Here is a 14,353-nt window from a genome sequence, read left to right as displayed (position 1 = left end):
ACCCACCTAGAGGACCTGTGATGACCCGTATCGGAACCCCATTGTCGCCGTCGGCGACCCGTGTACTGCTCTGCGGCTGTGGCGAGCTGGGCAAGGAAGTGGTGATCGAACTGCAACGCCTGGGCGTCGAAGTCATCGCCGTCGATCGCTATGCCAACGCACCTGCCATGCAGGTGGCGCACCGCAGCCATGTGGTCAACATGCTCGACGGCGCCGCGCTGCGCGCCGTGATCGAAGCAGAAAAGCCGCATTACATCGTTCCGGAAATCGAAGCCATCGCGACCGCCACCCTGGTGGAGCTGGAAAGCGAGGGCTTCACCGTGGTGCCCACCGCGCGGGCCACGCAGCTGACCATGAACCGTGAAGGCATCCGCCGTCTGGCCGCCGAAGACCTCGACCTGCCCACCTCGCCGTATCACTTCGCCGACACCTACGAGGACTACGCCAAGGGCGTTGCCGACGTCGGTTACCCCTGTGTGGTCAAGCCGGTGATGAGCTCGTCAGGCAAGGGGCAGAGCCTGCTGCGCAGCGATGCCGACCTGCAGAGCGCCTGGACCTATGCCCAGGAAGGCGGCCGCGCCGGGGGCGGGCGGGTGATCGTCGAGGGCTTCATTGATTTCGACTACGAAATCACCTTGCTCACCGTGCGCCATGTGGGCGGCACCACCTTCCTGGAACCGGTCGGCCACCGTCAGGAAAAGGGCGACTATCAGGAATCATGGCAGCCTCAGGCCATGAGCCCCAAGGCGCTGGCCGAGTCGCAACGGGTGGCCAAGGCTGTCACCGACGCACTGGGCGGGCGAGGGCTGTTCGGCGTGGAATTGTTCGTCAAAGGCGATCAGGTGTGGTTCAGCGAAGTGTCGCCGCGCCCCCACGACACCGGCTTGGTGACGCTGATCTCTCAGGATCTGTCGCAGTTCGCCTTGCATGCACGGGCCATCCTTGGGCTGCCGATTCCGGTAGTGCGCCAGTTCGGCCCCTCGGCCTCGGCAGTGATCCTGCCGCACGGCACCTCCAGCCAAACCGCTTTTGCCAACCTCGGCGCCGCGCTCAGCGAGCCCGACACGGCCTTGCGCCTGTTCGGCAAGCCGCAGATCGATGGCCAGCGGCGCATGGGCGTGTGCCTGGCGCGCGATGAGTCGGTCGAGGCCGCACGGGCCAAGGCCAGCCGGGCAGCGCAGGCGGTTAGCGTCGAGTTCTGAGTCCAGCCAGGGGCCGCCTCGCGGCCCCTTCGTTTTACAGCGCAGTGTCGCGCGTTTCTTTCAGGCACAGCACGGCGATCAGGCTGAGCACGGCCGCTGCCGACACATACCCACCTACCCAGCTCAAGCCACCCATGCTCACCAGCTTCTGGGCGAAGAACGGTGCCGCCGAGGCGCCCACGATGCCGCCCAGGTTGTACGCCGCCGACGCGCCTGTATAACGCACATGGGTTGGGAACAGTTCAGGCAGCAAGGCGCCCATCGGCGCGAACGTCACGCCCATCAGGAACAACTCGATGCTGAGGAACAGGGCAACGCCTGCGGTCGAACCCGACGTCAGCAGTGGCTCCATGGTGAAGCCAGAAGCCACCGCCAGCAGGCATCCGGTGATCAGCACCGGCTTGCGCCCATAGCGGTCGCTCAGCCAGGCTGATAGCGGTGTGGCCAGGGCCATGAACACCACGGCGAAACACAGCAGGCCGAGGAACGTCTCACGGCTATAGCCCAGCGTGGTCACGCCATAACTCAGCGAGAACACCGTCGAGATGTAGAACAGTGCGTAGCACACGACCATGGCCGCCGCGCCCAGCAGGGTTGGCCGCGAGAAACGTGCGAACAGGTCGACCACCGGCAGCTTGACCCGCTCCTGACGCGCCACGGCCTTGGCGAACACCGGGCTCTCTTCCAGTTTCAGGCGCACGTACAGGCCCACCAGCACCAGGGCAGCGCTGAGCAGGAACGGAATGCGCCAGCCCCAGGCGCGGAACTGCTCATCGGTGAGCAGCAGGGCGAGGGTCAGGAACAAGCCGTTGGCGGCCAGAAAACCAATCGACGGGCCCAGTTGCGGAAACATGCCGAACCAGGCGCGTTTGCCTTCAGGGGCGTTCTCCGTGGCCAGCAAGGCCGCGCCGCCCCATTCACCGCCCAGGCCCAGGCCCTGACCGAAGCGCAGCAGGCACAGCAGGATCGGCGCCCAGACGCCAATGCTGTCGTAGCCGGGCAACACGCCGATCAGCGTGGTGGAAATACCCATCAGCAACAAAGAGGCCACCAGCGTCGACTTGCGCCCGATGCGATCACCGAAGTGGCCGAACAACGCCGAGCCCAGCGGTCGAGCGAGGAATGCGATACCGAAGGTGAGGAAGGCGGCGAGCATCTGCACGGTGCCTGAGCCGGAAGGGAAGAAGATCGGGCCAATGACCAGTGCAGCGGCGGTGGCGTAGACGTAGAAATCGTAGAACTCGATGGCGGTGCCGATGAAGCTGGCGGTGGCGACGCGCGCCGGTGAGTTCACTGGCGCCGGCGTGTGGGCAGAGGTGTTGCTGGAGATCATCGCGTAATTCCCTGACGGTCGATTGCGCGGTCCGGACAGGTCTCGTACGGCAGCGGTGCCCTGAAAGCTCAGGTGCGACGGTACAGGTGTCGGAGCGCGTTGTTGTTGTGTGTGCTGGACTGACCATAGCCCAAGAGGGTCGGGGCGCGGTGGGCGCTGCTCGAGGATGGCGAAGCAGTCGCGCGGGGGAGTCAGTGAAGCGAATCGGCCGTGGGGCGCTGAGTGCGGGTAGCAGGCGGGACGGCGGGGCTGGGTAAGCGTGGCCGAGTATAGGCAGGCCTTCTTTGAAAAGTCTTGTTACTCGCCTCTGGGGCGTTGAAAACAGAGGAGAGCGCTTGGGTTCGGCGCTGCCTCAAGAGGGGCAACGCAGTGCCTAGCGTCCGAGCGTCCAGGCCAGCACCTTGCTCACGCAGTTGTCCTCGGTTTCGAGAATTTCCAGGCGATAACGACCCACCTTCAGGCACACCGCGGTCTCGGGGATGCTCTCCAAGGCTTCGGTCACCAGGCCATTGAGCGTTTTTGGCCCCCCGTCGCAGGGCAGATGCCAGCCCAGGCAACGGTTTATCTCCCTGAGTGACGCTGGACCGCCAATGACGAAACGGCCGTCGGGTTGGGCTTCGATGTGCGGATTGTCGGGGGACTGCTCGTCTTCGAACTCGCCGACGATCTCTTCGAGGATGTCTTCCAGGGTCACGATGCCCAGTACGTCGCCGTATTCATCGACCACGATCGCCAGGCGTCGCTGCTGCTTGTGGAAGTTCAGCAATTGCAGTTGCAGGGGTGTCGTTTCAGGGATGAAGTACGGGTCATGGCAGGCGGCCAGAAGGCTGTCGTGGGTCAGCGTGCCGGCTGCCAGGAGGTGCTGCACCAGCTTGACGTTGAGCACCGCCTCGATCTGATTGATGTCAGCATGGAACACCGGCAGGCGCGTGCGCTGGCTGGCGTGCAACTGGGTGCTGATCAGTGCGATAGGGTCGTCGAGGTTGACGCCGTCGATCTCGTTGCGCGGGATCAGGATGTCCTGCACGGTGACCCGCTCCAGCGCCTGCAACCCTTCACTCAGGCGCGAGCGAGGTGGCGGTGCGATGTCGTCTTCGTCGAATCCATCGTCCTGCTCGGCTTGCAGGTGCGTGGCCTGTGGCGCTCGGCGGAACGGGCGCAGCAGCAGGCGCGCGCAGCCATCGAGCAGGCAGGCCAGCGGTTGCAGGAGCATGGCCGGTAGTTTCAGCAGGTGGGCACCCAGGTTGCGGCACGCTGAGCTGTGTCGCCGGGCCATGCGCCGGGGCAGGTATTCAGCCAGCACCAGCAGAGCGACGGCGGCGCCTGAGCCGGCGAGCCAGAAGCCCTGCTCACCCGCGTGGCGCTGCCCGAGCAGGCAGGCCAGGCCCAGCACCAGGCACTTGCCCAGGGCAGCGCCAAGCACCAGCGCTTGGGACGGCAGAGTAGGAAGAGCGGACGCTTCGCCCTCGTCGTCGGTGGGTAGGTGGCGCGCAGCCTCCACCGCGCTGAACAGCGCTGACCAGAGCAGCGCCAGGGCGAGCATGCCGAACAGGGTGGCAGGCGGCAGGGTGGTCATGGGCGATCGTCAGATGTGCAGGATGAATTCACGTACCAGCTTGCTGCCGAAATAGGCCAGCATCAGCAGGCAGAAACCGGCCAGGGTCCAGCGGATGGCCTTGTGGCCGCGCCAGCCCAGGCGCGTGCGACCCCATAGCAGCACGCTGAACACCACCCAGGCTACGCAAGCCAGGGACGTCTTATGCACCAGGTGCTGGGCGAACAGGTTGTCGAGGAACAGCCAACCCGACACCAGCGAAGCGCTGAGCAGGGCCCAGCCGGCCCAGAGAAAGCCGAACAGCAGGCTTTCCATGGTTTGCAGCGGCGGGAAGTTGCGGATCAGCCCGGACGGGTGCTTGTGCTTGAGCTGGTGATCCTGCAATAGAAGCAGCAGCGACTGGAACACCGCGATGGTGAACAGGCCATAGGCCAGGATCGACAACAGGATATGGGCAAGAATGCCCGGTTCTTCGTTGATTAGCGGCACCGTGCCAGCGGGGGCGAACTGCGACAGCAACGCCGTGATGGCGCCGAGCGGGAACAGCAAGACCAGCAGGTTTTCAACCGGGATGCTCAGGCAGGCCAGCAGCGTCAGCGCGATGACCGCCACGGCGATCAGGCTGGCGGCACTGAAGAAATCCAGGCTCAGGCCAAGCGGCGTGATCAACTGGAAAAACAGCGCGCCGCCCTGCGCGAGCACCGCCAGGGCACCGAGCAGGCCCAGCAGGCGTTTGTCTGCCGGCAGGCCCTGGCGCATGCGCGAGGCCTGGTAGACGGTGGCGATCAGATACAGGCCGGCGGCGAGCAGATTGGGAATGAGGCTGGGTGAGGAGAGCATAAGTCCTGGGAGGCAAGCCCTGAAAAGAAGTGGAGTGTGGCATAGAAGGTAGCGGGCAAGGAAGTCTGCGCCAGTGTGGCGGGCCGTGTACCGGGGCTGGATCAGCAAAGGGCGCGTCTGTCAGTGCCCAGGTGTGCGCAATCTCAGGTCTGCGCTATAATCGCCGGCTTGCTGCGCCTTGGGCGCGTCCATCCAGTAGGGGTTTGCGGACTCGTAGTGGTACTCGGACGCCTGACCACCCTCGGCTTTACCTGGGCCTGAAAGGATCACCATGTTCGAAAACCTGACCGACCGCCTGTCACAGACGCTGCGCCATGTCACCGGCAAGGCCAAGCTGACCGAAGACAACATCAAGGACACCTTGCGCGAAGTTCGCATGGCGCTGCTTGAGGCCGACGTTGCGCTGCCGGTGGTCAAGGATTTCGTCAACAGCGTCAAGGAGCGTGCGGTCGGCACCGAAGTGTCGCGCAGCCTTACGCCGGGCCAGGCCTTCGTCAAGATCGTCCAGGCCGAACTCGAAAGCCTGATGGGTGCGGCCAACGAAGAGCTCGCGCTCAATGCCACGCCGCCTGCCGTGGTGCTGATGGCCGGCCTGCAGGGCGCGGGCAAGACCACCACCGCAGGCAAGCTGGCGCGCCACCTCAAGGAGCGCAAGAAAAAGAGCGTGATGGTGGTCTCGGCCGACGTGTATCGCCCGGCGGCGATCAAACAGCTGGAAACCCTGGCCAACGAGGTGGGCGTCACCTTCTTCCCCTCCGACCTCAGCCAGAAACCGGTGGCCATTGCCGAAGCGGCCATCCGTGAAGCGAAGCTGAAGTACATCGACGTGGTCATCGTCGACACCGCTGGCCGTCTGCACATCGACGCCGACATGATGGACGAGATCAAGGCCCTGCACGCCGCGGTCAAGCCGGTCGAAACGCTGTTCGTGGTCGATGCCATGACCGGCCAGGACGCCGCCAACACCGCCAAGGCCTTCGGTGAGGCGCTGCCGCTGACCGGCGTGATCCTGACCAAGGTCGACGGCGACGCCCGTGGCGGTGCCGCACTCTCGGTGCGGGCCATCACCGGCAAGCCCATCAAGTTCCTCGGCATGGGCGAGAAGAGCGATGCGCTCGAGCCGTTCCACCCTGATCGTGTCGCCTCGCGCATTCTCGGCATGGGCGATGTGCTCAGCCTGATCGAGCAGGCCGAGCAGACCATCGACAAGGCCAAGGCCGACAAGCTGGCGCAGAAGCTGAAGAAGGGCAAAGGCTTCGATCTGGAAGACTTCCGCGACCAGCTGCAACAGATGAAGAACATGGGTGGCCTGGGCGGCCTGATGGACAAGCTGCCGAGCATCGGTGGCGTCAACCTGTCGCAGATGGGCAACGCCCAGGGCGCCGCCGAGAAGCAGTTCAAGCAGATGGAAGCGATCATCGGCTCCATGACCCCGGCAGAGCGTCGTGACCCTGACCTGCTCAGTGGCTCGCGCAAGCGTCGCGTCGCGCTGGGCTCCGGTACTCAGGTGCAGGATGTCGGCCGCTTGATCAAGCAGCACAAGCAGATGCAGAAAATGATGAAGAAATTTTCCACCAAAGGTGGCATGGCCAAGATGATGCGTGGCCTGGGCGGCATGATGCCCGGTGGCGGCATGCCGAAGATGTAACCCTTTCAGGGCGCTGGTGGTTCGCCGCCAGGCCCGGAACCCCCGTTTCGACGGGGTCATCGCTGCCCGCCCCGGCAGGCAGCTTAACTTGCAAGTCCGCAGGCAAGCCTTTCTCCAGTGAAAAAGGCATTTGCAAAAGTCCGTGTATTCCCTGAGAATATGCGGCCTTTCGGGCACCTGTGTGCCCGCTGGGATCATGATTTGCAGTACCGACTACAGGAACGATGTTCAATGCTAACCATTCGTCTTGCCCGTGGCGGCTCCAAAAAGCGCCCATTCTACCAACTGACCGTAACCGACTCGCGTAACCCGCGTGACGGCTCGCACATCGAGCAGGTTGGCTTCTTCAACCCTGTTGCTCGTGGTCAGGAAACCCGCCTGTCCATCAAGGAAGACCGTGTCGCTCATTGGCTGAGCGTCGGTGCACAGCCGTCTGAGCGCGTTGCTCAGCTGCTGAAGGAAGCGGCCAAGGCTGCAGCCTGAACCGTATGAACGCGACGCCAGAGATGGCTGACGACCTCATCGTCGTTGGCAAGATATTTTCGGTACACGGCGTTCGCGGCGAGGTGAAGGTCTATTCCTTTACCGATCCGATTGAAAACCTGTTGGGTTACCGTCACTGGACGCTTCGGCGCGAAGGGTCGGTCAAGCAGGTCGAGCTGGTGAGTGGTCGCTCCAATAAAAAGGAGCTGGTCGCGAAACTCAAAGGGCTAGAAGATCGTGATGAAGCGCGTCTTCTGAGCGGTTACGAGATCTGTGTCTCGCGCAGCCTTTTGCCCAACCTGAACGACGACGAGTACTACTGGTACCAGTTGGTCGGTCTGAGTGTCATCAACCAGGACGAACAGTTGTTCGGCAAGGTTGATCACCTGTTGGAAACCGGCGCCAATGATGTAGTAGTGGTCAAGCCTTGCGCAGGTAGCCTGGATGATCGTGAGCGTCTGTTGCCCTATACGCGGCAATGTGTGCTTGCCATCGACCTCGAGGCCGGTGTGATGCGTGTCGAATGGGATGCGGATTTCTAACTGATGGGCAACCTTCGCGTAGAAGTCGTCACCTTGTTCCCCGAGATGTTTTCGGCCATTACCGAGTACGGCATTACCAGCCGCGCGGTGAAGCAGGGGTTGTTGCAACTCACTTGCTGGAATCCGCGGGACTACACCAGTGATCGCCACCATACGGTGGATGATCGGCCTTTTGGCGGTGGTCCGGGGATGGTGATGAAGATCAAGCCTCTGGAAGATGCCCTGGCCTGTGCCAGGCAAGCGACCGGAGCTGGGGCGAAGGTGATCTATCTCTCGCCACAAGGCCGTACGCTGAGTCAGCAAGCGGTCAAAGACCTGGCTGAACAGGAGTCGTTGATCCTGATCGCCGGTCGTTATGAAGGCATCGACGAGCGTTTCATCCAGGCTCATGTCGATGAAGAGTGGTCGATTGGTGACTATGTACTTTCCGGTGGCGAGCTACCGGCCATGGTACTGATCGATGCGGTTACACGGCTGCTGCCCGGAGCTTTGGGGCATGCAGGCTCGGCGGAGGAAGACTCCTTCACCGATGGCCTGCTCGATTGCCCGCACTACACCCGACCTGAGGTGTATGCGGATCAGCGTGTACCCGACGTGTTGCTCAGTGGCAACCATGCACACATCCGGCAATGGCGGTTGAAGCAGTCCCTAGGCAGGACCTTCGAACGGCGTGCCGATCTTCTGGAAAGTCGCTCACTTTCTGGAGAAGAGAAAAAGCTGCTCGAGGAATACCTCCGAGAGCGGAACGATAGTTAACGTATCGATGGTGGATCAAGTCATCCATCTTAGGAGCACAGCATGACCAACAAGATCATCCAGCAGCTCGAAGCAGAGCAGATGAGCAAGGAAATCCCGACCTTCGCACCCGGCGACACCGTTGTCGTCCAGGTTAAAGTGAAGGAAGGCGAGCGTTCCCGTCTGCAGGCATTCGAAGGCGTTGTCATCGCCAAGCGTAACCGCGGTCTGAACAGCGCCTTCACCGTGCGCAAGATCTCCAGCGGCGTCGGCGTTGAGCGTACCTTCCAGACCTACAGCCCGCAGATCGACAGCCTGGCCGTGAAACGTCGTGGTGACGTGCGTAAAGCCAAGCTGTACTACCTGCGTGACCTGTCTGGTAAAGCAGCTCGCATCAAGGAAAAACTGTCCTGAGTGCAGTTTGACCGGTAGCCCAGGCTGCCATGCGAAAGAAAAAGCAGCCTTCGGGCTGCTTTTTTGCGTCTTGAATCCGGAGTAACCCATGACCCCACGCGACCAGGAAATCCAGCGCCGCACCGAGCTGTCCGTCACCCGTGTGACCAAAGCGGTGTTTCCCAATACGACCAATCATCACAACACCCTGTTTGGTGGCACGGCGCTGGCCTGGATGGACGAAGTGTCGTTCATCGCGGCCACACGCTTCTGCCGCCTGGCGCTGGTGACGGTTTCCACTGACCGCATCGACTTCAAGCATCCCATCCCGGCGGGCACGATCGTCGAGCTGGTGGGGAGCGTGATCAAGGTCGGCAACACCAGCCTGCAGGTGCAGGTCGATGTGTTCGTCGAGAACATGTACCTCGATGGCCGCGAGCGCGCGATTCATGGCGTGTTCAGCTTCGTCGCCATCGACGAGAACAAGCGCCCGGTGCCCGTGTTGCCGATGGCCTGAGGCCTGGCCAGGGGCAGGGTGCCGACCTGACCTGCGCAGAGGCAGACAAGCCGTTGCCGGCTGTGAAACACTTGCCGGCTATTCAGACACCAGCGCCAGCCCATGCCTACCCTGGACCATCCCCTGATCGACCAGTTTCTCGATGCCCTGTGGCTCGAGAAAGGCCTGTCAGACAATACCCGCGCGTCATATCGCAGCGACCTGACACTGTTCAACGGCTGGTTGCAGGCGCGCGACATTGCGCTGCCGGAGGCAGGCCGCGAGTTGATTCTCGATCACCTGGCCTGGCGCCTCGATCAAGGCTACAAACCGCGCTCTACGGCGCGCTTCATCTCCGGGTTGCGCGGTTTCTTCCGCTACCTGCTGCGGGAAAAACTGATCGCGGTGGATCCGACCCTGCTGGTGGACATGCCGCAACTGGGCCGGCCACTGCCCAAATCACTGTCCGAGGCCGATGTCGAAGCGTTGCTGCGCGCGCCCGACCTGAGCGAAGCCATTGGTCAGCGCGACCGGGCCATGCTCGAAGTGCTGTATGCCTGTGGCCTGCGGGTCACTGAGCTGATCAGCCTGACCCTGGATCAGGTCAACCTGCGCCAGGGCGTGCTGCGGGTCATGGGCAAGGGCAGCAAGGAGCGGCTGGTGCCCATGGGCGAGGAGGCCATCCTCTGGATCGAGCGCTACGTGCGCAATGGCCGCGCCGAGTTGCTCAACGAGCGGCCCAGCGACGTGCTGTTCCCCAGCCTGCGCGGCGAGCAGATGACCCGCCAGACCTTCTGGCACCGCATCAAGCACCATGCCCGTGTAGCTGGCATCGACAAGCCGCTGTCGCCGCACACCCTGCGCCACGCCTTTGCCACGCACCTGCTCAACCATGGCGCGGACCTGCGTGTGGTGCAGATGCTGCTGGGGCACAGCGACCTGTCGACGACGCAGATCTACACCCATGTCGCCAAGGCGCGCCTGCAACAGCTGCACGCCCAGCACCACCCGCGTGGGTGAATCAAATTCATGTTCTGCCCAGCGGTGCGCGCAGCCACAGCCAGCGCGGGCCCGTTGTGGTAGGCTTGGGCGGTTTTGTTACAGGGGCCGTCTGGTCGTCGCGCCATGTGCGCAGGCCACATTCTCGTGCCCCATCCGTACTCAGGAGTTTCCATGCGCGTGACCCGGATTTTCGCTGCTGCCGCCCTGGCGCTGGTCAGCACCTTTGCCGCCGCCGCGGCCCCGGCTGCTGCACCTGCAGTCAAGACAGCAGCTGCAGCGACTGGCGCCGACGCCAATGCCGGCGCCGAGCAGGCCATTCGCAAGACCTTGCAGACCCTCGAGCTGGACGTGCCTGTCGAAAGCGTGGCCAGCAGCCCGGTGGGCGGGTTGTATGAAGTCAAGCTGCAAGGTGGCCGCGTGCTCTACGCCAGCCCCGATGGCCAGTTCGTGATGCAGGGCTACCTGTACCAGATCAAGGACGGCAAGCCAGTCAATCTCACCGAGAAGACCGAGCGCCTGGGCGTGGCCAAGCTCATCAATGGCATCCCGACCGCCGAGATGGTGGTGTACCCGGCCAAGGGCGAGACCAAGTCGCACATCACCGTGTTCACCGACACCACCTGCCCGTACTGCCACAAGCTGCACGCCGAAGTGCCTGAGCTCAATCGCCAGGGCATCGAAGTGCGTTACCTGGCCTTCCCGCGCCAGGGCATGGGCTCGGAAGGAGATCAGCAGTTGCAAGCGGTGTGGTGCTCCAGCGACCGCAAAGCGTCGATGGACAAGATGGTCGATGGCAAGCAGATCAAGGCCGCCAAGTGCGCCAACCCGGTCAGCAAGCAGTTCGAACTGGGCCAGTCGATTGGGGTGAATGGCACGCCCGCCATCGTGCTCGAAAGCGGGCAGGTGATCCCGGGCTATCAGCCGGCGCCGCAGCTGGCGAAGCTGGCCTTGGCCAAGTAATTCAATTTCAGCACGCCGTCGCTATGGGGCGACGGCACGTTTCACGGTCGGCGCAGGGCGCCGCCCGTTCTATGGGGAGTTCACAGTGAAACCGGTCAAAGTAGGCATCTGTGGGTTAGGGACCGTCGGTGGCGGAACCTTCAATGTGCTTCAGCGTAACGCCGAGGAGATCGCCCGCCGTGCCGGGCGCGGTATTGAAGTGGCACAGATTGCCATGCGCTCGCCCAACCCGAACTGCCAGATTACCGGTACCCCCATTACCGCGGACGTGTTCGACGTTGCCAGCAACCCTGAAATCGACATCGTCATCGAGCTGATCGGTGGCTATACCGTGGCCCGTGATCTGGTGCTCAAGGCCATCGACAACGGCAAGCACGTGGTGACCGCGAACAAGGCGCTGATTGCCGTCCATGGCAATGAAATCTTCGCGCGCGCGCGTGAGAAAGGCGTGATCGTGGCGTTCGAAGCTGCAGTGGCCGGTGGCATTCCGGTGATCAAGGCCATTCGCGAAGGCCTCTCGGCCAACCGCATCAACTGGCTGGCCGGCATCATCAACGGCACCGGTAATTTCATCCTGACCGAAATGCGCGAAAAAGGCCGTGCCTTCCCCGACGTGCTGGCCGAAGCCCAGGCGCTGGGTTATGCCGAAGCCGACCCCACGTTCGACGTCGAAGGCATCGACGCTGCGCACAAGCTGACGATCCTGGCCTCCATTGCCTTTGGCATTCCGCTGCAGTTCGACAAGGCGTACACCGAAGGCATCACCCAGCTGACCACCGCGGATGTGAACTACGCCGAGGCCCTGGGCTACCGCATCAAGCACCTGGGCGTGGCGCGCAGCACCGCAGCCGGTATCGAACTGCGCGTGCACCCCACGCTGATCCCGAGCGATCGCCTGATCGCCAACGTCAATGGCGTGATGAACGCCGTGATGGTCAATGGCGATGCGGCTGGCTCGACGCTGTACTACGGCGCAGGCGCGGGCATGGAGCCAACGGCGTCCTCGGTGGTGGCCGACCTGGTGGATGTGGTCCGCGCGATGACGTCCGATCCGGAAAACCGCGTGCCGCACCTGGCGTTCCAGCCCGATTCGCTGTCGGCGCACCCGATCCTGCCTATCGAAGCCTGTGAGAGCGCCTATTACCTGCGCATCCAGGCCAAGGATCACCCGGGCGTGCTGGCCCAGGTGGCGAGCATTCTGTCCGAGCGTGGCATCAACATCGAGTCGATCATGCAGAAGGAAGCCGAGGAGCAGGACGGCCTGGTGCCGATGATCCTGCTGACCCACCGGGTGATCGAGCAGGGCATCAACGACGCCATCGTCGCCCTCGAAGACCTGCAGGATGTGGTTGGCAAAGTGGTGCGTATTCGCGTCGAACAGCTGAATTGAGTGGTTGGCTGCACGCCGCCAGTGGCAAGAAAACGCACTGCGGTATTGCAGTTGGGAATGACGGAGCTCGCGGCAGGGCCCGAGGGCAGAGTGCAAGAACGATGCTGATCCACGTCGTCCTGCAGCTCGCCATTCGAGCCCACCGCTCAACGTAACGTAACTCGCGACAGGCCCTGAACACAGCGCGCAAGACCATCGCCGTTCGGCGTTCTCTTGCAGCGTGGCGCTCAGAGCCTGCCGCTCAAACCAAAGGTTTGCCCCCCCATGCGCTATATCAGTACCCGTGGCCAGGCCCCCGCCCTGAATTTCGAAGACGTGCTGCTCACTGGCCTGGCCAGTGATGGCGGCCTGTATGTGCCGGAAAACCTGCCGCGCTTCACCCAGGAAGAAATCGCCTCCTGGGCCGGCCTGCCGTACCACGAGCTGGCGTTCCGGGTGATGCGTCCGTTCGTCGAGGGCAGCATCGCCGATGCCGACTTCAAGAAGATCCTCGAAGAAACCTACGGTGCGTTCGCCCACTCGGCCGTGGCGCCACTGCGCCAGCTCGAGGGCAACGAGTGGGTCATGGAGCTGTTCCACGGCCCGACGCTGGCGTTCAAGGACTTCGCCCTGCAGTTGCTCGGTCGCCTGCTCGACCATGTGCTGGCCAAGCGCAACGAGCGTGTGGTGATCGTAGGCGCCACCAGTGGTGACACCGGTTCTGCGGCCATCGAAGGCTGCCGCCGTTGCGACAACGTCGACATCTTCATCCTGCACCCGCACCAGCGTGTGTCGGAGGTGCAGCGTCGGCAGATGACCACCATCCTCGGCGAAAACATTCACAACATTGCCATCGAGGGCAACTTCGATGACTGCCAGGAGATGGTCAAGGCCAGCTTCGCCGATCAGTCGTTCCTCAAGGGCACGCGCCTGGTGGCGGTGAACTCGATCAACTGGGCGCGGATCATGGCCCAGATCGTCTACTACTTCCACGCTGCCCTGCAGCTCGGCGGCCCGGCGCGTTCGGTGGCCTTCTCGGTGCCGACCGGCAACTTCGGGGATATTTTTGCCGGTTACCTGGCGCGCAACATGGGCTTGCCGATCAGCCAGCTGGTGGTCGCCACCAACCGCAATGACATCCTGCACCGCTTCATGAGCGGCAATCAGTATGTCAAGGACACCCTGCATGCCACGCTGTCGCCGTCCATGGACATCATGGTCTCGTCGAACTTCGAGCGTTTGCTGTTCGACCTGCACGGTCGCAATGGTGCTGCCATCGCCGAGCTGATGAGCACCTTCAGGCAAGGCGGCGGCTTCAGCGTCGACGAAGACCGTTGGACCGAAGCGCGCAAGCTGTTCGACTCGCTGGCCGTGACCGACGAGCAGACCTGCGAGACCATTGCCGAGGTGTTCGCCAACACCGGCGAAGTCCTCGACCCGCACACCGCCATTGGCGTGCGCGCTGCGCGCGAATGCCGGCGTAGCCTGAGCACGCCGATGGTGGTGCTGGGCACGGCGCACCCGGTGAAGTTCCCCGAGGCGGTGGAGCAGGCCGGCGTGGCCAAGGCGCTGGAATTGCCCGCGCACTTGAGCGATCTGTTCAGCCGTGAGGAGCGTTGCACGGTACTGGCCAATGACCTCAAGGCGGTGCAGACCTTCGTCAGCCAGCACGGCAATCGCGGCAAGCCGCTGTAAGGTTTTTGCGCTGAATGAGAAGCCCGTCATACGACGGGCTTTTCAATGGTGCGCCAGGCATGGCGCGTCGCGCGCAAGCGCAACCCGCTTGGTTGTGGTG

14 protein-coding genes are annotated in these 14,353 nt (G+C 63.1%); 11 read left to right on the top strand and 3 right to left on the bottom strand.

The genetic code is table 11. The annotated features are described in order from the left end of the window. Window positions 1-20: 20 nt before the first annotated feature. Window positions 21-1,202 carry a formate-dependent phosphoribosylglycinamide formyltransferase gene (gene purT, locus RT028_RS08960; protein ID WP_312934357.1) on the top strand — a complete coding sequence of 394 codons (1,182 nt, stop codon included), beginning with the start codon at window positions 21-23 and terminating at the stop codon, window positions 1,200-1,202. Window positions 1,203-1,236: 34 nt separating this feature from the next. On the opposite strand, the gene RT028_RS08955 is transcribed toward purT, so the two are convergent. The 3 genes from RT028_RS08955 to RT028_RS08945 all read right to left on the bottom strand — a co-directional run bounded on the left by RT028_RS08955 (window position 1,237) and on the right by RT028_RS08945 (window position 4,930). Then, complete coding sequence (locus RT028_RS08955) at window positions 1,237-2,535, bottom strand: MFS transporter (RefSeq protein ID WP_312934356.1); 1,299 nt, start codon at window positions 2,533-2,535, stop codon at window positions 1,237-1,239. Between the two features lie 373 nt (window positions 2,536-2,908). After that, window positions 2,909-4,111 carry a transporter associated domain-containing protein gene (locus tag RT028_RS08950; protein ID WP_312934355.1) on the bottom strand — a complete coding sequence of 401 codons (1,203 nt, stop codon included), beginning with the start codon at window positions 4,109-4,111 and terminating at the stop codon, window positions 2,909-2,911. 9 nt (window positions 4,112-4,120) lie between these two features. Beyond that, on the bottom strand, window positions 4,121-4,930 hold the full coding sequence (locus RT028_RS08945) for an inner membrane protein YpjD (RefSeq protein ID WP_312934354.1): 810 nt from the start codon (window positions 4,928-4,930) through the stop codon (window positions 4,121-4,123). A 271-nt stretch (window positions 4,931-5,201) separates the two neighbouring features. Here RT028_RS08945 and ffh point away from each other — a divergent pair, with 271 nt between their 5' ends. The 10 genes from ffh (at window position 5,202) to thrC (ending at window position 14,253) form a co-directional block, all read left to right on the top strand. Further along, window positions 5,202-6,578, top strand: coding sequence for a signal recognition particle protein (gene ffh, locus RT028_RS08940; protein WP_312934353.1), 1,377 nt, complete (start codon window positions 5,202-5,204; stop codon window positions 6,576-6,578). A gap of 231 nt (window positions 6,579-6,809) precedes the next feature. Continuing rightward, the gene (gene rpsP / locus RT028_RS08935; RefSeq protein ID WP_312934352.1) at window positions 6,810-7,061 is read left to right on the top strand and encodes a 30S ribosomal protein S16; all 252 of its coding nucleotides are present in this window, start codon (window positions 6,810-6,812) and stop codon (window positions 7,059-7,061) included. 5 nt (window positions 7,062-7,066) lie between these two features. Further along, window positions 7,067-7,603 (top strand): ribosome maturation factor RimM, encoded by a 537-nt coding sequence (gene rimM / locus RT028_RS08930; RefSeq protein ID WP_312934351.1) that lies wholly within the window; start codon window positions 7,067-7,069, stop codon window positions 7,601-7,603. A gap of 3 nt (window positions 7,604-7,606) precedes the next feature. Then, on the top strand, window positions 7,607-8,359 hold the full coding sequence (gene trmD / locus RT028_RS08925; protein WP_312934350.1) for a tRNA (guanosine(37)-N1)-methyltransferase TrmD: 753 nt from the start codon (window positions 7,607-7,609) through the stop codon (window positions 8,357-8,359). Window positions 8,360-8,401: 42 nt separating this feature from the next. Further along, the gene (rplS, locus tag RT028_RS08920; RefSeq protein ID WP_003252148.1) at window positions 8,402-8,752 is read left to right on the top strand and encodes a 50S ribosomal protein L19; all 351 of its coding nucleotides are present in this window, start codon (window positions 8,402-8,404) and stop codon (window positions 8,750-8,752) included. An 88-nt stretch (window positions 8,753-8,840) separates the two neighbouring features. After that, window positions 8,841-9,248 (top strand): acyl-CoA thioesterase, encoded by a 408-nt coding sequence (locus RT028_RS08915; protein WP_312934349.1) that lies wholly within the window; start codon window positions 8,841-8,843, stop codon window positions 9,246-9,248. A 102-nt stretch (window positions 9,249-9,350) separates the two neighbouring features. Beyond that, window positions 9,351-10,247, top strand: coding sequence for a site-specific tyrosine recombinase XerD (gene xerD / locus RT028_RS08910; RefSeq protein WP_312934348.1), 897 nt, complete (start codon window positions 9,351-9,353; stop codon window positions 10,245-10,247). A 153-nt stretch (window positions 10,248-10,400) separates the two neighbouring features. Beyond that, window positions 10,401-11,189, top strand: a complete 789-nt coding sequence (locus RT028_RS08905; protein ID WP_312934347.1) for a DsbC family protein — start codon at window positions 10,401-10,403, stop codon at window positions 11,187-11,189. Window positions 11,190-11,274: 85 nt separating this feature from the next. Then, window positions 11,275-12,579 (top strand): homoserine dehydrogenase, encoded by a 1,305-nt coding sequence (locus RT028_RS08900; RefSeq protein ID WP_312934346.1) that lies wholly within the window; start codon window positions 11,275-11,277, stop codon window positions 12,577-12,579. 264 nt (window positions 12,580-12,843) lie between these two features. Continuing rightward, complete coding sequence (gene thrC / locus RT028_RS08895; protein WP_312934345.1) at window positions 12,844-14,253, top strand: threonine synthase; 1,410 nt, start codon at window positions 12,844-12,846, stop codon at window positions 14,251-14,253. Window positions 14,254-14,353: the final 100 nt, after the last annotated feature.

Origin of the sequence: Pseudomonas sp. (assembly GCF_032058845.1) — a bacterium.
Lineage (GTDB): Bacteria > Pseudomonadota > Gammaproteobacteria > Pseudomonadales > Pseudomonadaceae > Aquipseudomonas.
This window is presented reverse-complemented; position numbering and strand designations above follow the sequence as displayed.

Coding starts and splice junctions, on each gene's coding strand:
- purT (WP_312934357.1), top strand. CDS start 21: ATGACCCGTATCGGAACCCCATTGTCGCCGTCGGCGACCCGTGTACTG.
- RT028_RS08955 (WP_312934356.1), bottom strand. CDS start 2,535: ATGATCTCCAGCAACACCTCTGCCCACACGCCGGCGCCAGTGAACTCA.
- RT028_RS08950 (WP_312934355.1), bottom strand. CDS start 4,111: ATGACCACCCTGCCGCCTGCCACCCTGTTCGGCATGCTCGCCCTGGCG.
- RT028_RS08945 (WP_312934354.1), bottom strand. CDS start 4,930: ATGCTCTCCTCACCCAGCCTCATTCCCAATCTGCTCGCCGCCGGCCTG.
- ffh (WP_312934353.1), top strand. CDS start 5,202: ATGTTCGAAAACCTGACCGACCGCCTGTCACAGACGCTGCGCCATGTC.
- rpsP (WP_312934352.1), top strand. CDS start 6,810: ATGCTAACCATTCGTCTTGCCCGTGGCGGCTCCAAAAAGCGCCCATTC.
- rimM (WP_312934351.1), top strand. CDS start 7,067: ATGAACGCGACGCCAGAGATGGCTGACGACCTCATCGTCGTTGGCAAG.
- trmD (WP_312934350.1), top strand. CDS start 7,607: ATGGGCAACCTTCGCGTAGAAGTCGTCACCTTGTTCCCCGAGATGTTT.
- rplS (WP_003252148.1), top strand. CDS start 8,402: ATGACCAACAAGATCATCCAGCAGCTCGAAGCAGAGCAGATGAGCAAG.
- RT028_RS08915 (WP_312934349.1), top strand. CDS start 8,841: ATGACCCCACGCGACCAGGAAATCCAGCGCCGCACCGAGCTGTCCGTC.
- xerD (WP_312934348.1), top strand. CDS start 9,351: ATGCCTACCCTGGACCATCCCCTGATCGACCAGTTTCTCGATGCCCTG.
- RT028_RS08905 (WP_312934347.1), top strand. CDS start 10,401: ATGCGCGTGACCCGGATTTTCGCTGCTGCCGCCCTGGCGCTGGTCAGC.
- thrC (WP_312934345.1), top strand. CDS start 12,844: ATGCGCTATATCAGTACCCGTGGCCAGGCCCCCGCCCTGAATTTCGAA.